The sequence below is a fragment of the Sphingomonas sp. TZW2008 genome (assembly GCF_002117915.1).
Taxonomy (GTDB): Bacteria; Pseudomonadota; Alphaproteobacteria; order Sphingomonadales; family Sphingomonadaceae; genus Sphingomonas.
On record NZ_BDJB01000007.1, the window covers coordinates 163007 to 184356 of the forward strand.

The following is a 21350-nucleotide window of genomic DNA, read 5'->3' on the forward strand; positions in this document are numbered from 1 at the left end:
CGCATCGGCAATCAGGCGCGCCGGCGGGTATGGGCCTCGGGCGCGTGGACCAGCCGGCGCAACTCGTCGAGCTCGGCCGGCGTGTCGACATCGATCAGTTCGGCCGCGGTGGCGACGACGTGCTTGCCCGCGCGGATCAGCGCGCGCGCACCGTGATCGCCGGTGATCGCCAGCAGCTCGTTGAACCGATCGCGCCCGAACAAGGCCGGCGGGCGCGGCTGGCGCCCGTCGCTCGATGCCACCACCGCGCGCGCATCGTCGGCGGCGTCGAGCAGGTTGTAGACGTGAGTCGCGGTGACGCGCGGCATGTCGGCGAGCGCGATCACCACCGCCGCGGCGTCGCGCGAGCGCGCGCAAGCGATGCCGAGCCGCAGCGAGGACGCCATGTCGGCGATCGCCGCGTCGTTGCGCACCACGGTGTAGCCGTGCTGCGCATAGTCGATCCGGCAATTGGCGGTCACCGCGATCCGCTCGCGGAACGGCATGTCTTCCAGCGCGACCGCGACGTGCAGCCCGAGCGCACGGCCGAGGAACGGCCCGTCGAGCTTGCTACCGATGTCGCCGAACCGCGTCGACTTGCCCGCCGCGAGCAGGACGAGGACGACGTCCTCAGCCGCGATCATGAAACGCCTTGATCATTGCGCCCGCCACCGACAGCGCGATCTCCGCCGGCCCGATCGCACCGATATCGAGCCCGACCGGACCGTCGATCCGGTCGAGGTCCGCGTCGCTCACCCCCGCCGCCGCCAGCCGCTCGCGCCGCGCGGCGTGGCTCTTGCGGCTGCCCAGCGCGCCGACATAGCCGGTATTGGCGGCAAGCGCGGCAATCAGCGCCGGATCGTCGATCTTGGTATCGTGGCTCAGCGTCACCACGGCGGTCGACGGGCCAGGCTTGTACGCCGCCACCGCCTCGTCGGGCCAGCGATCGTCGAGCACCGTGTCGGGAAACCGCTCCTTGGTGAGGAACCGCCCGCGCGGATCGACCACTACCGTCTCGATCCCCAGCGTGCGCGCGAGCCCGACCAGCGACTGCGCGATCTGCACCGCGCCGACGACGATCAGCCGCCGCGGCGGATCGTAGCGATTGGCGAAGACTGCCCCCGTTTCGACCGGACGAAGATCGGAATGGCCGGTCGCAAGATCGGTCGTCACCGTCAGCGACTGGCCATCGCCGCGCGCGGCGACGATGCGGTCGAACAATTCGGGGTCGAACCCCTCGGCGCTCACCGGTTGCACCATCACGCTGATCTGGCCCCCGCATGGCAGCCCGACCTCCCACGCACTGGCATCGGCGACGCCGTACTCCTTCACCGTGAAGGGTGCGCCGGCGATCACCTGCGCTGCGGTATCGAGAATGTCGCCTTCGACGCAGCCGCCCGACACCGAGCCTTCGAAGCGCCCGTCCTCGTGCACCAGCATGTGGCTGCCACGCGGTCGCGGCGCCGATCCCCACGTCGAGACGACGGTGGCGAGCGCCATCTTCGACCCCTTCCACGCCTGCGCCGCGGAGAGGACGGTATCGTTATCGGCCATGGATCACACCGGGGGAAGCGAGGGGAGAAGCTTGTCGAGCGTCACCGGCATGTCGTAGCTGCGCACGCCGGTCGCATTGTGGATCGCGTTGACGATCGCCGCGCCGGCACCCGCGATGCCGAGCTCACCGACCCCCTTGGCGCCGACGGGATTGGCCGAATCATCGATCTCCTCGATGAAATGCGCTTCGATCTGCGGCACGTCGGCATTCACCGCGACGTGATACTCGCCGAAATCGGGGTTCACGAACCGCCCGTTACGCGGATCGACCACTGCATCCTCGCTCAGCGCATAGGCAAGGCCCCAGACCATGCCGCCGACGATCTGGTTGCGCGCCGTCTTCTCGTTGAGCACGCGGCCGATGTCGAACACGCCGAGCATGCGGCGTACGCGCACCTCGCCCGTCACGGCGTTGACCGCGACTTCGGCGAACTGCGCGCCGTGGCTCGCCTGGCTCGTCGCCTGCGATTCCTTGCCGGGCGACGTCTTGCCGCGCGCGGTGATCGGCGCGCCGCGCACCAGATCGCCGATCGCGCTCGTCCGCCCGCCGGCGGTAACCTGACCGTCGAGCAGCGTGAGATCCTCCGGTGCGGCGTTCATGCGCAGCGCGAGCTCGGCAAGGATGTCCTCGCACGCCAGCGCCACCGCCGCGCACGCGCTGCCTGCGCCGAACGATCCGCCCGATCCCGCACTCGGCGGCAGATCGCTGTCGCCGATCATCACGTCGATCGCGCTCACCGGCAGGCCCAGCATCTCGCCCGCGGTCTGCGCCAGGATCGTGTATGTGCCGGTCCCGATGTCGGTCATGTCGGTGCGCAGCGTCGCGCGGCCGTCCGCCTCCAGCGTCACCTCGGCCTCCGCCTGAACGGTGAAGTTGCCGCGCAGCGCCGCCGCCATGCCCATGCCGATCAGCCACTCGCCCTCGCGCCGGCTGCCCGGCGTTGCGGCGCGCTGGTCCCAGCCGAAGCGCCGCGCGCCCTCGTCGTAGCAGTCGAGCAGGCGGCGGGTGGAGAAGCGCTTGCCCGTCGTCGGATCGACACTTGGCTCGTTGCGCCGGCGCAGCTCGATCGGATCGAGCCCGAGCTGCTCGGCGAGCTCGTCCATCGCGCACTCGACGGCGAAGGTACCGATCGCCTCGCCCGGCGCGCGCACTGCGCCCGTCGCGGGCAGGTCGATCCGCGCGAGATCGGTGCGGAAGCGACGCGCCTTGCCGGCGTAGAGCGGCAGCGTGCCGAACGGCACTGGCTCGAGGAACCCGCTGTCGTCGTTCTGATAGGCGACGCTCTCGTGCGCCATCGCGCTGATGTTGCCGTCGGCATCGCAGGCGATGCGCATTCGCTGCTGCGTCGGCGAGCGGTGGTGCACCATGTAAGCGGTTTGTCGGCGGGTGAGCGCCACCTTTACCGGACGGCCGACCTTTTCTGCGGCGATCGCGGCAAAGACCACTTCGGGGCCGACGCCCGTCTTGCCGCCGAATCCACCGCCGACATAGGGCGCGAGTACGCGCACGCGGTCCTTGTCGATCCCCAGCGCCGTCGCGATCGTGGCGGCCGCGCTGCCGATCACCTGATTGCTCGACCGCACGATCAGCCGCTCGCCCTCCCACCACGCGGTGGTCGCGTGCGGCTCGAGCGCAGCGGGGAAGTGGATCGGGGTCGAATAGGTGCGGTCGAACACGATCTCGGCCGCGGCGAGCGCCTCGTCGAACCCGCCCTTGTCGATCGCTGGCAGGAAGCCGAGCTTGTGGTCACGCTCGACCGTGACGTCGCCCGCGTCGAAGCGGCCCGCCTGCGCCGCGTAGTTCACCTCGACCAGCCGCGCCGCGGCGCGCGCCGTCTCCTGCGTTTCGGCGACGACCAACGCGACGCCCTGGCCGTAGTGGAAGATCTCGTCGCTGCCGAGCGTCGCGGGCGCGCGCGAGTTGCCCTCGCCGGTCGGCATGCGCGGATCGCCGTGGATCACCGCAATCACGCCGGGCAGCGCCTCGGCTGCCGCGGCGTCGATTCCCGTCACGTGCCCGCGCCCGATCGCCGCCGTCACCACCGCCATATAGGCGGTGCGCTCCGGTGCCTGCTCATAGGCGTAGTGCGCCGCGCCGCTGACCTTGGCCGGCCCCTCGTAGCGGTCGATCGGCTTGCCCAGCAGCCCCTGCTGCGCGCGGTCGAGCGCGGCGGGGCGGTACGGAGCGTCCATCGCGACGTCGTTCATGGCTGCACCTGCGTCAGCTCGCGCAGCGTCGCGGTCAGCACGCGCCGCACGAGCGGGATCTTGAAATCATTGTGGCCATAGCCGCGCGCGTCCGCGAGCAGCGCGTCCGCCGCGGCGGCGAAGGTCGCCGCATCGGGCGCCCGGCCGATCAGCGCCGCCTCGACCGCCGCATCGCGCCACGGCATCGGCGCGAGGCCGCCGAAGCCAAGCGCGGCGTGCGCGATCCGCCCGTCCTGTACCGCGATCACGCCGGCGACGGAGACCACGGCAAAGGCGTAGGACGCACGATCGCGCACCTTGCGATACGCCTGCCGCGCGCCGGCCGGCGGGGCGGGCAGTGCGACGTGCGTGATGAGCTCACCCGGTTCGAGCACCGTCTCGATCTGCGGCGTGTCGCCGGGCAGGCGATAGAAATCGCCGAGCGGGATGCGCCGCCGGTCGCCGTCGGGCTTCAGCGTCACCACGGCCGCGTCGAGTGCGCGCATCGCGACCGGCATGTCGCCGGGATGCGTCGCGATACACCGATCGCTCGTCCCCAGCACGGCGTGGATGCGGTTGAACCCGCCGATCGCGTCGCAGCCGCTGCCCGGCACGCGCTTGTTGCACGCTGCATGCGTGTCGTAGAAGAAATAGCAGCGCGTGCGCTGGAGGAGGTTGCCCCCCGTGGTCGCCTTGTTGCGCAGCTGCCCCGACGCACCGGCGAGCAGCGCGCGGCTCAGCGCCGGGTAGCGCGCGATCACGCGGCGGTCGGCGGCGAGATCGCTGTTGGGCACCAGCGCGCCGATCAGCAGCCCGCCGTCGCGCTCCTCGATCGTGTTCAGGTCCAGCCGGCTGATGTCTACCAGCGCCTCGGGGGTCTCGACCTGCAGCTTCATCAGATCGATGAGGTTGGTGCCGCCCGCGATGAACCGCCCGCCCGCCTTCACCGCGGCTTCGGGGCTGTCGGCACGGGTATAGCTGAACGTCTTCACGCCGCCGTCTCCGCCTCGTGCACGTCGCGGATCGCGTCGACGATCGTCGGATAGGCCGAACAGCGACAGATGTTGCCGCTCATCCGCTCGCTGATCTCGGCATCGTCGAGCTGCGGCGCCGTGAGATCGCCCGAGACGTGGCTCGGCCACCCCTTCGCAACCTCGTCGAGCATCCCGACTGCCGAGCAGATCTGCCCGGGCGTGCAATAGCCGCACTGATAGCCGTCGTGGCGGACGAACGCCGCCTGCATCGGGTGCAGCGAGTCGCCGCTGCCCAGCCCCTCGATCGTCGTAATGTCATCGTCCTGATGCATCACGGCAAGCGTGAGACACGCATTGATCCGCCGCCCGTTGACCAGCACCGTGCACGCGCCGCACTGGCCGTGGTCGCATCCCTTCTTGGTGCCGGTGAGGCGGAAATCCTCGCGCAGGAGGTCGAGAAGCGAGGCGCGGATATCGGGATCGGCCTCGCGCTTGCTGCCGTTGATGGTGAAGCGCATGACGATACTATGCGCGCTTCGATGATCCGATCCAAGAGTGCCGCAATAATTCTTGTTATGCTGCTGGCGGGCGGCTGCGCTTCGCGGCAACCTGCGGCAATGGATCCGGTCGCCTCGCTCTCGTCCCCCATCGTCATCGCGCACCGCGGCGCCTCGGGCGAGCGGCCCGAGCACACGCTCGCCGCCTACGCACGTGCGATTCAGCAGGGCGCCGACGTGATCGAGCCCGATCTGGTGCCGACGCGCGACGGCGTGCTCGTCGCGCGGCACGAGAACGAGATCAGCGAGACGACCGACGTCGCCGATCACCCCGAATTCGCCGATCGCCGCGCCACCAAGACGATCGACGGCAAGACGCTGACCGGCTGGTTCACCGAGGATTTCACGCTCGCCGAACTGAAGACGCTACGCGCGCGCGAGCGCCTGCCGCTGCTCCGCCCGGACAATACGGCCTATGACGGGCAGGAGACGATCCCGACGCTCGACGAGGTGATCACGCTCGCCAAGCGGCACGGTGTCGCGATCTACCCCGAAACCAAGCATCCGAGCTATTTCGCCGCGATCGGCCGCGGCACCGATGCGCCGCTCGTCGCCGCGCTCAAGGCGGCGGGGTGGGACAGCGCCGACGCACCCGTCTTCATCCAGTCGTTCGAGATCGCGAACCTGCGGCGCCTCGCGACGATGACGAAGATCCGCCTGATCCAGCTCCTTGATGCGGACGGCGCGCCGGCGGATGGCGCCGCGGCGAGCTATGCCGAGATGACGACGCCCGCCGGGCTGGCCGCGGTTGCGCGCTACGCCTGGGGGATCGGTCCCAACAAGGCGATGCTATGGCAGGGGGATGCGCCGAGCACGCTGGTCCGCGACGCGCACGCCGCCGGGCTGCGCGTCCACCCCTGGACGTACCGTGCCGAGAACTACTTCCTCCCGTCACGTTTCCGCCAAGGCATCAATCCGCGCGGACACGGCGATGTCGCCGCCGAGATTTCAGCCGCGCTTCGCCTTGGTATCGACGGATTCTTCACCGATTTTCCTGCTATCGGGGTGAAGGCGCGAAACGACGCGCGGGGAGTGAAGTGATGCGTAAGATCATCGTGTGTGCGGCCGCGCTGGCACTGCCGCTAAGCGCGGGCGGGTGCATCCGTACCGCGGCCAGCGTCGTCACTGCGCCGTTCAAGGTCGCGGGGCAGGCGGCGGACTGGGCGACGACCAGCCAGGACGAGGCGGATCGCAACTACGGCCGCAAGATGCGCAAGAAGGAAGCGCGCGAGGGCCGCGAGCGCCGCGACTGGGAGAAGCGCTGCCGCCGCGATCCGGAGAATTGCGGTAGCTACGACGGCTACGTCGCCGGCCGCGACAATTAGGCGAACCCGCTAGGCCGCGTTCATCGCGCGCGGCCCAGCGTCTCGGCAACCGCCTGCAGCACCTGCGGGCGATGCTGCACGCCCATGTGGCTCGCCACGACCTCGATCGCGCGGCATCCCGGCTCGTTCGGCGCGTGGCAGATCAGGCCGTTGACGATCCCGTCGGTGGCGCTCCAGATCGCGGTGGCGGGCACTGGCAGCGGGCGCGCGATCTCGGCCAGCCGCTCCTGCACGGCCGGCCCGTCGACCTTCTCGCCCGTCATCCACTCGAACAGACGCCACACGTTGGTCGCGCGCGGGCTGCCCGCATAAGGCGCTGCGATGGTAATCACCTCGCGCACCAGATCGGGACGGCGATGCGCCGCGAGCCGCGCGATCATCCCGCCCAGGCTGACGCCGACCAGCGTGACCGGCCCGTTCTGCGCCGCGCTCGTCTCGAGCCGCGCGAAGAGCAGTTCGGCCTCCGCGCCGATCGTGCGCACGCCGAAATTGGCGCCCATTCCCCACCCCTCGGCGCGGTAGCCGAGCCAGCCGAGATAGCGGCGCATCGGAAACATCGACCGGTCGCCGGTGAACAGCCCGGGCAGCGTCACCACCGTCCGCCCGTCACCCTTCTGCGCCGACAGCAGCGTACGACGTGCGCCGAGCAGCGACATCGTGCCCGCGATCGAGCGTACCGGCTCGGCAATCCAATGCCGCGGCGGTGGCGGCGAGAGCGCGAAGGGAAGGGCGGCGGCAGTCATCGGCGGTTCCGTAGCGAAGGGCTTGCGCGGTAGAGCGCAGCGTGCCTCGTTACAGTTCCATGACAGAACGGCGCCTGAACCGATAGCGCCGAACTCGCGGCGTTATCGGATCGCTACTCAGCGCTGACCAGCAGCTTGTCGATTCGCCGCCCGTCGAGGTCGACCACCTCGAACTTCCAGCCCTGCTCGACGAAGCTCTCGCCCTCGCCGGGCAGATGGCGGAACACCGCCAGCGCGAGCCCGGCGACGGTCGCATAGTCGCGATCCTCGGGCAGATCGATGCCGAGCCGGTCGGCGAGCGCGTCCGCCGCCATCGTGCCGGCAACGAGCAGCGATCCATCGTCACGCTCGACGACGTTGGGCGCGTCGCCAGGATCGCTGTCCGACGCGAACTCGCCGGCAATCGCGGCGAGCAGGTTGGCCGGCGTCACGATCCCTTCGAAATGGCCGTATTCGTCGTGGATCAGCGCCATCGGCACGTCGGCGCGGCGCAGCGCGTCGAGCGCGTCCATTGCGTCGATCCGGTCGATCACCACCGGCGCCTTGCGCACCAGCTGCGCCAGATCGAGCGTCTCGCCGCGCGCCAGCGCACGCGCGATGTCACGCGCCTGCACCACGCCGATCACCGCGTCGATCGATCCGTTGGCGACCGGCAGCCGGCTGTGCGCCGAATCGAGCAGCTTGGCGCGGATCGCCGCGTCGTCGAGCGCGGCGTCGAGCCATTCCACCTCGGTCCGCGGCGTCATCACCTCGCGCACCGGACGATCGGCGAGCCGCACGACGCCAGAGATGATCGAGCGTTCATGCTCCTCGATGATGCCCGATTTCGACGCTTCGGCGACGATGTGGTGGATCTCCTCAGCGGTGACGTGCTCTTCCGATTCGCGGTTCAGCCGCAGCAGCTTGAAGATCAGCGCGCTGCTCGCATCGAGCAGCCAGACGAGCGGCTTGGTGCCGACCGCGAGCCACGTCATCGGCAGCGCGATCCAGGCCGCGACCGGCTCGGGCTTGCGCAGCGCGAACTGCTTGGGGACGAGCTCGCCCAGGATCAGCGAGGCAAAGGTCGTCAGCCCGATCACCAGCGTCAGCCCGATCGTGTGCGCCGCTGCCGCGGGGACGCCGAGCGCCGCGATTCGCGCCGCGGTAGGCTCGCCCAAGCTCGCGCCCGAATAGGCGCCGTTGACGATCCCGATCAGCGTGATGCCGATCTGCACCGTCGACAGGAACTTTCCGGGATCCGCCGCCAGCGTCAGCGCCGCGCGCGCGCCGCGATGCCCGCCGCGCGCCATCGCCTCCAGCCGCGCGCGTCGCGATGATACGATCGCGAGCTCGCTCATCGCGAAGACGCCGTTCAGCGCGACGAGCGCGAGGATGATGAGGACGTCGATCCAGGGGAACGGCGGAAGCATGATGTAGCGGTCTCTTGGCCGGAAAAGCCGCCGCCCACAACCACCCGCGTCAGCGAAGGTTCAGCACGGAGGCGGAACAACCGCTGCGAAAGCCGGTTTGAGGCGGACATCTGTAAGGGGAAATGTTGATGCGTATCAAGTCGGCTCTGATCTCGGCGATAGCCGGCGGTGCCTTGCTCACCACTGCCGCGTGCACCACTGATCCCGAGACGGGCGAGCGGCGGATCTCCAAGGCGGCGATCGGTGGCATCGGCGGCGCGCTCGGCGGCTATCTGCTCGGCGATCTCGTAGGCGGGCGGCGCGATCGCACGGAAAAGATCATCGGCGCTGGCATCGGCGGCATCGCCGGCGCGGGGATTGGCGCCTATATGGACAAGCAGGAACGCGATCTGCGCGCGCGTACTGCAGGCACCGACGTGCAGGTGATCCGCCAGGGCGACGATCTGCTGCTCAACATCCCCAGCGGGATCAACTTCGCGTACAATTCGGCGGCGGTGCAGCCGCAGTTCCAGCGCACGCTCGATCAGGTTGCCGGCGTGCTCAGCGAATACAACCGCACCTATGTTGACGTGTACGGCCATACCGATTCGACCGGCAGCGACGCCTATAACCAGGGCCTGTCCGAACAGCGCGCCCGCGCCGTCGCTGACTATCTGTCGACCCGCGGGGTGCAGAGCGCGCGGATCGGCACCCGCGGCTTCGGCGAGACGCAGCCGATCGCGACCAACGAGACCGAGGAAGGTCGCGCCGCGAATCGCCGCGTCGAGATCAAGATCGTGCCGATCTCGCAGAACGAAGCTGGCTGAGCCGGTGGCGCTGACGCAGGTTCGTCAGCGCCGCGCCTGAAAGAAAGCGCGCAGCAGGTCGCGCGCCTCGCCATCACCGATCCCGGCGTAAATGTCGGGCCGGTGGTGGCAGGTCGGCTGCTCGAACAGGCGCGGACCGTGTTCGACGGCGCCACCCTTCGCGTCGCTCGCCGCATAATAGAGCCGCGCAATCCGCGCGTGCGCGATCGCCCCGGCGCACATCGCGCATGGCTCCAGCGTCACCCACAGGTCGCAATCCTCCAGCCGGTCGCGCCCGAGCCGCGCAGCGGCGGCACGGATCGCCAGCATCTCGGCATGCGCGGTCGGATCGTGCAGGCGGCGCGGCGCATTGGCTGCGGTCGCGATCACCTCGCCCCGGTGCACGATGACCGCGCCGACCGGCACTTCGCCGGTGCCCGCCGCCTCGCAGGCGGCGTCAAGCGCGCGGCGCATCGGTGCGGGCAGAGGAAACATCCCGCCGCCCGTATCGCCGATTAGCGGGGCTCGCCAGTCGAGCGGCCGCCGGAAACGTGCTTACTGTGCCGGCGTCGGCGTCGCGCCGGGCTTCTGCACCTGGATGCTGGGCACTTCGACCGTCTTGGTCTCCGTGCCGACGTCGATTCGCCCGACATCGGCCTTGAACTCGGGCGCCTGCCCGCCCTCGATACGCGGCAACTGCGCCGTCCGGGTCTGATCGATGCTGATGAACCCCGTCGCCATCCCCGCCAGGATCACGAGTGCGGCGATGCCGAGTAGGACGAGCAGGGCACGCATGACGGGGATCTCCACAACCGATTCGCTGCCGGAACAACGCCCGCCCGCGGCCAAGGGTTGCATCGCCGGTCGCTTGACCTTTCGTCGCGTGATGGTTATCTGCGCCCACTTTCCGGGCCAACCCGAAACTCAGGATCTGAATCATGTCGCGCATCTGCGAGCTGACCGGCAAGGGCCGGCAGGTGGGACACAATGTTTCCCACGCCAACAACAAGACCAAGCGCACCTTCCTGCCCAACCTGCAGAACGTGACGCTGATGTCCGATTCGCTCGAGAGGAGCGTCCGCCTGCGTGTGTCGACGCATGGCCTGCGTTCGGTCGAGCATAACGGCGGTCTCGACAACTGGCTGGTCAAGACGGGCGACGACAAGCTGTCGCTGCGTGCACGCCGCCTGAAGCGCGACGTCGTCAAGAAGCTGGCGGCCGCTACCGCCGCCTGATCGGCGCGCGATTGCAAGGTTCGAACGGCCTGCTGCCCCACCGGGCAGCGGGCCTTTCGCTGTTGTGGGGCAGCGATCGTCGCCGGCTCAACCGTCTAGCGCGAACTTGAGCAGATAGGTTGGTCGCCACGGCATCGCGTCATTGTCGGTCACGATCCACACGATCGTCCGCCCGCGCTCGCGCGTGATCGCCAGCCCCTCGCAATTCTCGTCCACGAGCGGCGCGCGCAGGGTCGCAATCACCCGCCCGGCCACCTGCGCCCCCGCGCGAATCGAATCGCGCGGCACGCGGACGAGCTTGGCGGAGAAATCGAACGGAAAGCGGAAGCGCCGCGTCAGGATTAGCAGGTCGCCGTTGGGCAGCGTTGCCGCATCGCTCGGGTCGTAGCGCTCGGGCGGCACGAACAGGAAGCGCGCAATTCGCGTGTCCGCGCGCGTCGGATCGCCCGAAAACAGCACCGCGTGGCGCGTTCGACGGTTCGGCTTGCGCTCGGCGATCGCGACGAAGCGGCCGTCCGCTAGTCGCGTGAGCGATTCGACGCCCTGGTTGGTCGCCCAGTCGCGCATCGCTGCCGGCTGCGCCCGCCCCATCGCCCGGCCGAAGTCGGCTGCGTAGCGCCAGATCTCGTTGTTGTTCTCGAACCCGATCCACGCCGTGCCGGTGGCGGGATCGAGCGCAATCGATTCGCTGTCACGGTCCGATCGCGTCCACCCCGTCCCCGGCCCCGCGCGCAGCACATGACCGCTGGGATCGATCACGCGGCCCCCCGCGATCGCGAAGCGGACGATATTGCCGCCATCCGACAATAAGGTGATTCGACCGTCGCGCAGCGCGATGCCCGAGAAGCCACCGAACGCCGGCGTCGGGCTTGTCAGCGTCACCCCGCCGATCGGGCGCAGCGCGCCGACGCGCGCCGGCCAGCCGCCCGCGGGGACGTACGGCAGGGCGCGGATTTCGGGCGTCGCGCGGATCAGCGGCAGCCGCTCGTCGCCGCTGTAACGCGGCACGGCCAGCAGCACGGCGATGATCGAAAGGATGATGCGCACGCCCGCGCCATAGGCGCTTCTTGCCTGAACGGTCGATAACGAGCGCATTCAGGCTTCACTCAACGCGACTCGGCCAAAAGCGTGTTCATCGAGGCGGCACCCGCCGTCTCGCCGGAAACACCAACGGGAGTTGCAAGATGTTCAAGAAGCTTTCGCTCGCCGGCGCCGCTCTCGCCATGAGCACGGTCGCCATGATCCCGGCCGAAGCGTCGGCGCAGCGCTACTATGGCGATCGCTACGAGCGCCAGTATCGCGGCTATGACAACGGCTACCGCAACTATCGTGGGAATGACCGGCGCTACTATCGCAACCAGCGCTGCAACAACGGCACCACCGGCACGATCGTCGGCGCGATCGCCGGCGGCCTGCTCGGCCGGGTCGTCGACAGCCGCGGTGATCGCACGCTCGGCACGGTGCTCGGCGGCGTCGGCGGCGCGGTGGCAGGCAATGCGATCGAGAAGTCGAACAACCCGCGCTACTGCCGCTAACCAGATGGCCTGACGGCCGAACCCTTCCCTCCGGTCGCGTATCGAGGGCGCGGGCCCGCTTCCCAACGGAGGCGGGCCCGTTGTTATATGCGGCGCTATTGTTCGCAGCGGTTCGCGCCGCTATCTCTCGCGCCATGCCGCTCGTCCGCGCCACGACTAGCACCACCACCCCGGTCACCCGGGGGCGGTCGCCCACGCGCTAGGCGCGCGGTCGGCCAGCTCGCCCGGGAACGGGTGGGCCGGCGTCCCTTCCCGTTCCTGCACCCATCGGACGCTCTTTTCGCGCGGGCGCGCCTCGCCTAAGCGGCAAGCATTGCAGGAAAGCCAGTGATGAACATGTACGCGATCACGCTCCCCGACGGTTCGGTGCGCGAAGTCCCTCCCGGCGCGACGCCCGCCGATATCGCCGCGGCGATCGGCCCGGGCCTTGCCAAGGCGGCGATCGCCGCGCGCGTCGACGGCGAATTGCGCGATCTGTCGCGGCCGTTCAGCGGCGACGCGCAATTGGCGCTCGTCACGATGCGCGACGAGAAGGATGCGCTCGAACTCGCGCGGCACGATTACGCGCACGTGCTGGCCGAAGCGGTGCAGCATCTGTTCCCCGGCACGCAGATCACCTTCGGCCCGGCGACCGACGACGGCTTCTACTACGATTTCGCCGCGCCGGCGGATCGCGGCCCGTTCACCGAGGACGATCTGCCCGCGATCGAGGCCGAGATGCGCCGCATCATCGCGAAGAACGAGCCGTTCACGCGCGAAGTGTGGAGCCGCGAGCAGCTGATCGAGACGTGGCAGCGCCAGGGTGAGACGTTCAAGGCCGAATGGGCTGCCGAACTGCCTGACGGCGAGGAACTGACGATCTATCGCCAGGGCCAGTGGCTCGATATGTGCCGCGGCCCGCACATGCCCTCGACGGGCAAGCTCTCGCCCGACGCGTTCAAGCTGACGCGTGTCTCGGGCGCCTATTGGCGCGGCGACCAGAAGAACGCGATGCTGTCACGCATCTACGGCACCGGCTGGCTCAACAAGAAGCAGCTCGACGCGCACCTCACGATGCTTGAGGAAGCGGCGAAGCGCGACCATCGCAAGATCGGCCAGGAGATGGACCTGTTCCACCTCCAAGCCGAGGCGCACGGCAGCGTCTTCTGGCACCCCAAGGGCTATATGATCTGGCGCCAGCTGGAGGCGTACATGCGTCGCCGGCTCGACGCGGCGGGCTATGACGAGGTTAAGACGCCGCAGGTGATGGACGCGCGTCAGTGGGAAAAATCCGGCCACTGGGGCAAGTATCGCGAGAACATGTTCGTCATTCCCGACGAGGTGCCCAACATCGAGGACGAAGGCGCGCTGGTGTCAGACGACGCCGACTGGATGGCGCTGAAGCCGATGAACTGCCCGGCGCACGTCCTGATCTTCCGCCAGGGAATCAAATCCTACCGTGACCTCCCCATCCGCATGGCCGAGTTCGGCTGCTGCCACCGCAACGAGCCGCACGGCGCGCTGCACGGCATCATGCGCGTGCGCCAGTTCACGCAGGACGACGCGCATATCTTCGTGCGTGAGGATCAGCTGGTCGATGAGGTGGCCAAGTTCATCGACCTGCTCGACAGCGTGTACCGCGATCTCGGCTTCACTGACTACGCCGTGAAGCTCGCGCTGCGCCCCGAGAAGCGCTTCGGCGACGATGCGATGTGGGACAAGTCGGAGGACGAGCTGCGCCGCGCCGTCATGGCGTCGAACCTGCCGCAGACGATCAAGGACGGGTTCGAGGAGTTGGAGGGCGAAGGCGCCTTCTACGCGCCCAAGCTCGAATTCCACCTGACCGACGCGATCGGCCGCACGTGGCAGGTCGGCACGATCCAGTCGGACCGCGTGCTGCCCGATCGTCTCGACGCGAGCTACATCGGCGAGGACGGCGAGCGCCACCGGCCGGTGATGCTGCACCGCGCGATCCTCGGCACGTTCGAGCGCTTCCTCGGCATCCTGATGGAGCATCACGCCGGCCGCTTCCCGCTGTGGCTGTCACCGGTGCAGGTGGTGGTCGCGACGATCGTCTCCGACGCCGATGATTACGCCGAGCAGGTACGCGCGAAGCTCGCCGCCGCCGGGCTGCGGGTGGAGACCGATCTTCGCAACGAGAAGATCAACTACAAGGTGCGCGAGCACAGCCTCGCCAAGGTTCCCGCGATGCTGGTGGTCGGCAAGCGCGAGGCGGAGGAGGGCACCGTCGCCGTCCGCCGACTCGGCAGCCAGGGGCAGGAGATCGTCGCGCTCGACGAGATCGTCGCCCGGCTCGTCGAGGAAGCGCGCGCCCCCGACATGGCGTAAGGTCCTGGTCGCCGCCGCCGGGATCGCTTCCCGCGCGGCGCGCGATGTGGCGCGAAAGACGCACTTCGTTACAAAGCTGCAACCTGGCGATCGTGTCAGGTGACGCGAACGTCACCGCGCCGCTAAAGGCGCCCCAAACCGGCTGATAGGGCCGAATGGGGAGGATCGCCACATGCGCTCGACGTTGCTTACTTGTTTGCTCTCGGCCGCACCGCTCGCGCTCGCGATGCCCGTCGCGGCGCAGACGCAGTCGACCACCTCTCCCGCCGCCGATGCCGCCGTTGCCGATCAGGCGCCCGCCGCGAGCGACGATCCCGGCGACATCGTCGTCACCGCGACGCGCCGTACCGAGGCACTGTCGGACGTGCCGATCGCGATCTCCGCGGTATCGGGTGAGACGCTGCAGAACACCGGCGCGACCGACGTGCGTGCGCTCAACCAGGTTGCGCCATCGCTGCTCGTCTCGGGCGCGACGAGCGAGGTGAACTTCACCGCGCGCATCCGCGGCATCGGCACCGTCGGCGAGAACGCTGGGCTTGAGAGCTCGGTCGGCCTGTTCATCGACGGCGTCTATCGCAGCCGCACCGGCGTCGGCCTGTCCGAACTCGGCGATATCGAGCGTGTCGAGGTGCTGCGCGGCCCGCAGGGCACGCTGTTCGGCCGCAACTCGACCGCCGGTCTCATCAACATCACCACCAAGGGGCCCGAGCTCGGCCGCTTCATGGCGAAGGGCGCCTTCACCTACGGCAATTACGACTTCATGCGCGCCGAGGGCGCGGTGAACGCGCCGCTGGGCGAGAACGCCGCTTTCCGCCTCGACGGCGTGTGGCAGCAGCGCGACGGCTATATCAAGGCGCTAACGCCCGGTGAGCCCGACATGAACGATCGCGATCGCTGGCTGCTGCGCGGCCAGCTCGCGTTCGAGCCGACCGACCAGCTCAAGGTCCGCCTGATCGGCGACTATTCGAAGCGCGACGAGAATTGCTGCGCCGGCGTGCTGCTCGGCCCGGTCCGCGGCCTGACCCGCCAGGCCGACGGCACCGCCGCGATCGGCCCCAATGCGCTGTTCGGCCTCGTCCAGGCGCTCGGCGCGAACTACCCTGCGATCCCCGCCAGCCGCCGGTTCAACTATCAGACGCCGACGACGCCGGGTGTGCGCTACACCTCCGACAGCGAGGATTGGGGCGTCTCGGGCGAGATCGACTATGATCTGGGCCCTGCGAACCTGACGTCGATCACCGCCTATCGTGATTACAAGAACAAGCAGGGGCAGGACGGCGATTTCAGCGCGCTCGGCCTGCTCGACCGCTTCAACCTCGATCGCCGCTTCCGCCTGTTCAGCCAGGAACTGCGGCTGCAGGGCGAGGCGTTCGACGGGCGGCTCGACTGGCTCGTCGGCGGCTATTACTCGAACGAGAAGCTCAACGTCCGCGACGACATCAAGTATGGCCGCGATTTCGAGCGCTACGCCAATTGCACGCTGTTCTCGAGCGTGCTGCCGGCGGCGGTACAGACGAGCAATCCGTTCTGCGTCAACGTGCCGGTGGTGCAGGGCACGATCGCGGCGTTGAACGCGCTACCGGCAACCGATCCGCGCCGCGCGTCGCTGGGCACGTTGCAGGCGCTGATCTTCAACACCGCGCGTCCCGGTTTTGGTAGCCTCGCGGCACGCCTCGGCCAGCCCGATATCGCGATCAACGGCACCGGCAACGTCGACACGCGCTATCGCCAGGACAGCGAGAATTACGCCTTCTTCACGCACAACACGGTCGACATCATCGAGGATCGGCTGATGTTCACGATCGGCGCGCGCTACACGCACGAGCGCAAGGATCTGGGCATCGACGCCAATCTCAACAACGCGATCTGCCCGCTGATCGTCAACTCGCCGTTCCAGGCGCTCGCCGCGCTGCCGTGCGTCACCAACGGCACCGCGCCCGATTTCGCGCGCGGCACGCCGGGCACGCGCTTCACCGACAGCGAGTGGACGGGCACCGCGGTGCTCTCGTTCAAGCCGATCGACAGCCTGCTCGTCTACGGTTCGGTGTCGAAGGGATACAAGGCGGGCGGCTTCAACCTCGATACGTCGGCGCTCGATCGTCCGTGCTTCACCGCGTTCGACACCGCCTGCGCCGCGCGTCTCGCGCTGCCGGCGAACCGGCAGGGCAACGGCCGCGCCGAAGCGTCCGATCTCGCCTTCGCGAGCGAGAAGGTGTGGGCGTACGAAGTCGGCGCCAAGTTCAACGGCCGCGGCATCGACGTCAACGTCGCCGCTTTCTACCAGGCGTATGAGGATTATCAGCTCAACACCTACAACGGCGTCAATTTTGAAGTCACCAACATCCAGGCGTGCAAGGACAGCCTGAACGGCGGCGACCGCGATGCCTCGGCGCTGACCGGCGCGTGCGACTCCGATCGCCTGCGCCCCGGCGTCATCTCCAAGGGGTTCGAGATCGAGGCGTTCCTGCGCCCGTATCGCGACATCTCGGTCAACATGGCGCTGACCTACGTCGACTCCTACTACCGCCGCTATCTCGTTGGCACGGGCGGCCGGCCGCTCTCGCCGGTGCTGTTCCAGCTGCCCGGCCAGAACGTGTCCAACTCGTCGCGCTACGCCGCGACGGCGGGGATCAGCTGGTCGCCCGAGATCGGCAGCAGCGGAATGTCCGCGCTGTTCTATCTCGACACGCGTCTGCAGAGCGACACCAACACCGGCTCCGATCTCGATCCCGAGAAGATCCAGGACGGGTTCGCGGTGGTCAACGGCCGCATCGGCCTCTACGGCGCGGACAAGCGCTGGGGGCTAGAATTCTGGGGCCAGAACCTGTTCAACAAGCGCTACTTCCAGATCGGGGCGGACATGCCGCTCCAGGGCAGCGGATCGCTCGGCACCGTCACTGCACCGGCATCGGCGGGCTTCCCGGCGACCGCCAATCAGCTGTTCGTCGGTTTCCCGGGCGAGCCGCGCATGTACGGCGTCACGCTGCGCGGCAGCTTCTGATCCAATCACCGGTCGAACGTCGCGGCCGTCGTCCCCTCGGGGCGGCGGCCGTTTCGTGTCTTTCGGATTGACACGCGAGCGCCTATATTGGCGGTAAGTGTTCAAACAGGAGAATCAACCATACGTCCGCCAATGATGCGCCGGCCTAACCAGGCGCCGCCGATGAACGGCCCGCGATTCAACGAATGGATCCAGAGCCAGAAGGTCCGCGTGATTGATCACGAGGGCGAGAATCTCGGCGTGATGTACACCCGCGAAGCGATCGCCCAAGCCAAGGAAGTCGGGCTCGATCTCGTTGAGGTGTCGCCCAACGCCGATCCGCCCGTGGCCAAGTTCCTCGATGTCGGCAAGTTCAAGTACGAGGCGCAGAAGAAGGCGAACCTCGCCCGCAAGAGCCAGAAGACGCAGGAGATCAAAGAGATCAAGATGCGTCCCAACATCGACGATCACGATTACGATACGAAGATGAAGAAGGTCGAGGAGTTCATCGGCGACGGCGACAAGGTGAAGGTCACCATGCGCTTCCGCGGGCGTGAGCTCAGCCACGGCCAGCTCGGCATGGCGGTGCTGCAGCGCGTCGCCGAGCAGGTGGCGGAAGTCGCCAAGGTCGAAGCCTATCCGCGCATGGAAGGCCGCCAGATGCTGATGGTTTTGGCGCCCAAGTAACTTTTTTTAGAACCGTTTTTCAATCGGCCGCGTCCGCCCGTCGGGCGCGGCCTTTTTTGTGCGATGCCGTAGCGTCAGTTGTGCGCTGCAACCGAACCATTTCGGCCATACCGTGGCGCGCGGGCGACAGCCGTATTCGAAACGAATCGTCAGCAACAAAAATTCTCTAGATCGCGCCTTCGTTGGCCGTAAAGGCGCCGCTCCAAACCCGATCTTCAAAAAATAATCCGGAGAGCACGATGCGTCGCGCCGCCTCGCTTTTGTCTACCGCCGTCCTGTTCGCCGCGCTGCCCGCGCTGGCCCAGCAGCAGCCGAGCCAGGATCCCACCGCCGCCGCGTCGGTCGACACGCCGCAGCCCGCACCCGCTGCGGACACCGATCTGGGCGCTGGCGAGGGCGGCAATGCCGGTGACATCGTCGTCACCGCAACGCGTCGTGCCGAGCGCCTTGCCGACGTGCCGATCGCCGTTTCGGCGGTGAGCCAGGCTGCGCTGCAGAATTCGGGCGCCAACGACATCCGCGGCGTGGTGCAGCTCGCGCCGTCCCTGCTCATCTCGTCGACCGGGAGCGAGGCGAACGCCTCCGCGCGTATCCGCGGCATCGGCACCGTCGGTGACAACCCCGGGCTCGAGAGCTCGGTCGCGGTGTTCATCGACGGCGTCTATCGCAGCCGCACCGGCTCGGGCCTCAACGACATCGGCGAGGTCGACCGGATCGAGGTGCTGCGCGGACCACAGGGCACGCTGTCGGGCCGCAACGCGTCGGCCGGCGCGATCAACGTCTACACCAAGGCGCCGTCGAACGACTTCGGCGGCTACCTCGAGGGCACGTACGGCAATTACGACAACATCCGCATCGCCGGTGCGGTGACGGGTCCGATCGTCAAGGACGTGCTGTCGTTCCGCCTCGACGGCGTGTTCAACAAGCGTGATGGCTTCTACCGCGACGTCGTCAACAACACCGACTACAACAACCGCGATCGCTACTTCGTGCGCGGTCAGCTGCTGTTCGAGCCGACGTCGGAACTCACCGTCCGCCTAATCGGTGACTATACCTTCCGTGACGAGAAGTGCTGCGGCGCGGTCTATGTCGACACGCGCGAGAAGCTCGATCCGACGCCGGGCGTCCCGGGCGACTTCACCGTCAACCCCAACGGCAACCGCATCGTCGACGTGCTGCGCAGCCTCGGCGGCGTGTTCCCGAGTGCGGGCGATCCGTACAACCGCCGCATCGCCTTCTCGCCGGGCCGCGCCTATTCGAACGAGACCAAGGATTACGGCGGGTCGATGCAGATCGACTATGATTTCGGCAACGCCTCGCTGACGTCGATCACCGCCTATCGCGAGTACAAGGCGGGCAACGCCGCGGACATCGATTACGGCAACGTCGATCTCGGCTACCGCGCCGACGACGGCCGCGCCTTCCGCCAGTTCCACACCTTCACGCAGGAAGTCCGCCTGCAGGGTTCGGCGTTCGACGACCGCCTCGACTGGCTCGTCGGCGGCTTCTACTCGAACGAAGACCTGACGATCGGCGACAACCTCCAGTTCGGCTCGCAGTACGGCGCCTTCGCGTCGTGCCGCATCGTCGCGACCGTCAATCCGCTTGCGGCGCTGCGCAATCCAGCCGCACCGGGCTGCCTCGGCACTGGCTTCGTCGCACCGGGCGTTACGGGCCGTGCAGCCGTGCTCGGAGGCTTGATCCAGGCGCAGGTCGCTGCCGGCACGCCGCTCGCCACCGCTTCGACGAACGCCGGCCTGCTCGGCGCGGGGCTCGATCGTCTGTCGACGCTCAACAACCTCGGCGATCGCAACGCGACCTACAAGCAGAACAGCGAGAACTACGCGTTCTTCACGCACAACATCTTCAAGCTGACGGATACGCTGTCGATCACTGCCGGCCTGCGCTGGACGCACGAGGCGAAGAACTTCCGCGCCGCGTTCGACAACACCAACACCGTCTGCCCGCAGCTCCAGCAGAGCCTCGCGCCGCTGCTCGGCAACGCCGCACTCGCGCAGCTCGCCGGTGGTATCATCACGCTGGGCTGCACCGGCAACTCGACGGTCGCGCTCAACGGGCTCGATCTGCGTGATGATTTCTCGGAGGACGAATTCACCGGCACCGGCGTCATCTCGTGGAAGCCGACGCGCGATCTGATGCTCTACGCGAGCTACTCGCGCGGCTATAAGGCGGGCGGCTACAACCTCGATCGGTCGGAACTGGCGCCCAACGCTTTCGCCCCGCCCACGAACGCGGGCGCAGCGCGCCTCCGCTTCGATCCGGAGCTGGTCAACAGCTACGAAGCGGGCGTCAAATATTCGACGCGTCAGTTCACTGCCAACGTCACCGTGTTCCGCTCGGATTTCGAAAACTTCCAGCTCAACACGTTCAACGGCACCAACTTCGTCGTCCAGAACATCGGCTCGTGCTCGGATAGCCTGAACGGCGCCGATCAGGACGCATCGGCGACGACCGGCGCTTGCGCCGGCAAGGTCGGCACCGGCGTGCGCAGCCAGGGCGTCGAGCTCGAGATTGGCATCTACCCGGCGCGTAACTTCGCGGTGAACCTCGGCTACACGCTGGCCGACACCAAGTTCCGCCGCAACCTCGTCGGCTCGGCCTCGGGCGAGCCGCTCGATCCGGCGCTGTTCCTGCTCGCCGGCAGCCAGATGTCGAACGCGCCGCGCAACGTCGTGACGAGCTCGGTCAGCTGGACGCCGGATATCGGCAGCAGCGGGATGTCGGCGCTGTTCTACCTCGATGGTCGTCTGTCGAGCGATTACAACACCGGCTCGGATCTGTTCCTGGAGAAGGCGCAGGACAGCTTCTTCGTCGCCAATGCGCGCGTCGGCCTGCGCGGGCCCGACGCCAACTGGGCGATCGAGGGCTTCGTGCAGAACCTGTTCGACCAGGATTACCAGCAGGTCGCGTTCAACGCCCCGTTCCAGGGCGCGGGCAGCATCGCGCAGGTCCAGCGCTTCGGCGGTACCGGGAACCAGATCTTCTCATCGTTCCTCGCCGAGCCGCGCACCTATGGCGTCACGCTGCGCAAGCGCTTCTGATCGGAAGCGG

The 21350-nt window shown here is 68.0% G+C and carries 19 protein-coding genes; 9 read left to right on the forward strand and 10 right to left on the reverse strand.

From position 1 onward, the window contains the following. Positions 1–11 precede the first annotated feature (11 nt). The 5 genes from B7L05_RS09505 to B7L05_RS09525 are packed head-to-tail and all read right to left on the reverse strand — an operon-like array spanning position 12 to position 5212. On the reverse strand, positions 12–623 hold the full coding sequence (locus tag B7L05_RS09505; RefSeq protein ID WP_085810023.1) for a nucleotidyltransferase family protein: 612 nt from the start codon (positions 621–623) through the stop codon (positions 12–14). Beyond that, positions 610–1533, reverse strand: coding sequence for an XdhC family protein (locus B7L05_RS09510; RefSeq protein ID WP_085810024.1), 924 nt, complete (start codon positions 1531–1533; stop codon positions 610–612). Before B7L05_RS09510 ends, B7L05_RS09505 begins: the two co-directional genes overlap by 14 nt. Before the next feature lie 3 nt (positions 1534–1536). Further along, on the reverse strand, positions 1537–3741 hold the full coding sequence (locus B7L05_RS09515) for a xanthine dehydrogenase family protein molybdopterin-binding subunit (RefSeq protein WP_085810025.1): 2205 nt from the start codon (positions 3739–3741) through the stop codon (positions 1537–1539). Then, entirely contained in the window at positions 3738–4712 is a 975-nt protein-coding gene (locus tag B7L05_RS09520; RefSeq protein WP_085810026.1) for a xanthine dehydrogenase family protein subunit M, read from the reverse strand. Before B7L05_RS09520 ends, B7L05_RS09515 begins: the two co-directional genes overlap by 4 nt. After that, positions 4709–5212, reverse strand: coding sequence for a 2Fe-2S iron-sulfur cluster-binding protein (locus B7L05_RS09525; protein ID WP_085810027.1), 504 nt, complete (start codon positions 5210–5212; stop codon positions 4709–4711). The genes B7L05_RS09520 and B7L05_RS09525 overlap by 4 nt, the downstream gene beginning before the upstream one ends. 57 nt (positions 5213–5269) lie before the next feature. On the opposite strand from B7L05_RS09525, the gene B7L05_RS09530 reads away from it, so the two are divergent. Together B7L05_RS09530 and B7L05_RS09535 are read left to right on the forward strand one after the other, a co-directional pair. Then, positions 5270–6292: a glycerophosphodiester phosphodiesterase gene (locus tag B7L05_RS09530; RefSeq protein ID WP_085810028.1), complete on the forward strand. Its 1023-nt coding sequence runs from the start codon at positions 5270–5272 to the stop codon at positions 6290–6292. Then, positions 6292–6576, forward strand: a complete 285-nt coding sequence (locus tag B7L05_RS09535) for a hypothetical protein (protein WP_085810096.1) — start codon at positions 6292–6294, stop codon at positions 6574–6576. The genes B7L05_RS09530 and B7L05_RS09535 overlap by 1 nt, the downstream gene beginning before the upstream one ends. 20 nt (positions 6577–6596) lie before the next feature. Here B7L05_RS09535 and B7L05_RS09540 read toward each other — a convergent pair whose 3' ends face one another. Together B7L05_RS09540 and B7L05_RS09545 are read right to left on the reverse strand one after the other, a co-directional pair. Beyond that, positions 6597–7319, reverse strand: coding sequence for an alpha/beta fold hydrolase (locus tag B7L05_RS09540; RefSeq protein ID WP_085810029.1), 723 nt, complete (start codon positions 7317–7319; stop codon positions 6597–6599). A 113-nt stretch (positions 7320–7432) separates the two neighbouring features. Further along, entirely contained in the window at positions 7433–8728 is a 1296-nt protein-coding gene (locus tag B7L05_RS09545) for a hemolysin family protein (protein ID WP_085810030.1), read from the reverse strand. Between the two features lie 128 nt (positions 8729–8856). Here B7L05_RS09545 and B7L05_RS09550 point away from each other — a divergent pair, with 128 nt between their 5' ends. Continuing rightward, positions 8857–9534 (forward strand): OmpA family protein, encoded by a 678-nt coding sequence (locus tag B7L05_RS09550; RefSeq protein WP_085810097.1) that lies wholly within the window; start codon positions 8857–8859, stop codon positions 9532–9534. A gap of 24 nt (positions 9535–9558) precedes the next feature. On the opposite strand, the gene B7L05_RS09555 is transcribed toward B7L05_RS09550, so the two are convergent. Both B7L05_RS09555 and B7L05_RS09560 read right to left on the reverse strand, forming a co-directional pair. Next, entirely contained in the window at positions 9559–9987 is a 429-nt protein-coding gene (locus tag B7L05_RS09555) for a nucleoside deaminase (RefSeq protein WP_085810031.1), read from the reverse strand. Between the two features lie 81 nt (positions 9988–10068). Next, positions 10069–10308 (reverse strand): hypothetical protein, encoded by a 240-nt coding sequence (locus tag B7L05_RS09560; RefSeq protein WP_085810098.1) that lies wholly within the window; start codon positions 10306–10308, stop codon positions 10069–10071. 143 nt (positions 10309–10451) lie between these two features. Between B7L05_RS09560 and rpmB the strand changes: the two genes are divergently transcribed. Further along, positions 10452–10748 (forward strand): 50S ribosomal protein L28, encoded by a 297-nt coding sequence (gene rpmB, locus B7L05_RS09565; RefSeq protein ID WP_085810032.1) that lies wholly within the window; start codon positions 10452–10454, stop codon positions 10746–10748. 87 nt (positions 10749–10835) lie between these two features. Here the strand turns inward: rpmB and B7L05_RS09570 are convergent, their stop codons facing one another. Then, positions 10836–11795: an esterase-like activity of phytase family protein gene (locus tag B7L05_RS09570; RefSeq protein ID WP_085810099.1), complete on the reverse strand. Its 960-nt coding sequence runs from the start codon at positions 11793–11795 to the stop codon at positions 10836–10838. 137 nt (positions 11796–11932) lie between these two features. On the opposite strand from B7L05_RS09570, the gene B7L05_RS09575 reads away from it, so the two are divergent. The 5 genes from B7L05_RS09575 (at position 11933) to B7L05_RS09595 (ending at position 21340) form a co-directional block, all read left to right on the forward strand. Beyond that, entirely contained in the window at positions 11933–12283 is a 351-nt protein-coding gene (locus tag B7L05_RS09575; protein WP_085810033.1) for a glycine zipper 2TM domain-containing protein, read from the forward strand. A gap of 336 nt (positions 12284–12619) precedes the next feature. Next, positions 12620–14611, forward strand: a complete 1992-nt coding sequence (thrS, locus tag B7L05_RS09580; RefSeq protein WP_085810100.1) for a threonine--tRNA ligase — start codon at positions 12620–12622, stop codon at positions 14609–14611. Positions 14612–14783: 172 nt separating this feature from the next. Next, positions 14784–17612, forward strand: coding sequence for a TonB-dependent receptor (locus B7L05_RS09585; protein WP_085810034.1), 2829 nt, complete (start codon positions 14784–14786; stop codon positions 17610–17612). 132 nt (positions 17613–17744) lie between these two features. Then, the gene (infC, locus tag B7L05_RS09590) at positions 17745–18278 is read left to right on the forward strand and encodes a translation initiation factor IF-3 (RefSeq protein ID WP_085810035.1); all 534 of its coding nucleotides are present in this window, start codon (positions 17745–17747) and stop codon (positions 18276–18278) included. A 239-nt stretch (positions 18279–18517) separates the two neighbouring features. Then, the gene (locus B7L05_RS09595) at positions 18518–21340 is read left to right on the forward strand and encodes a TonB-dependent receptor (protein ID WP_085810036.1); all 2823 of its coding nucleotides are present in this window, start codon (positions 18518–18520) and stop codon (positions 21338–21340) included. Positions 21341–21350 lie beyond the last annotated feature (10 nt).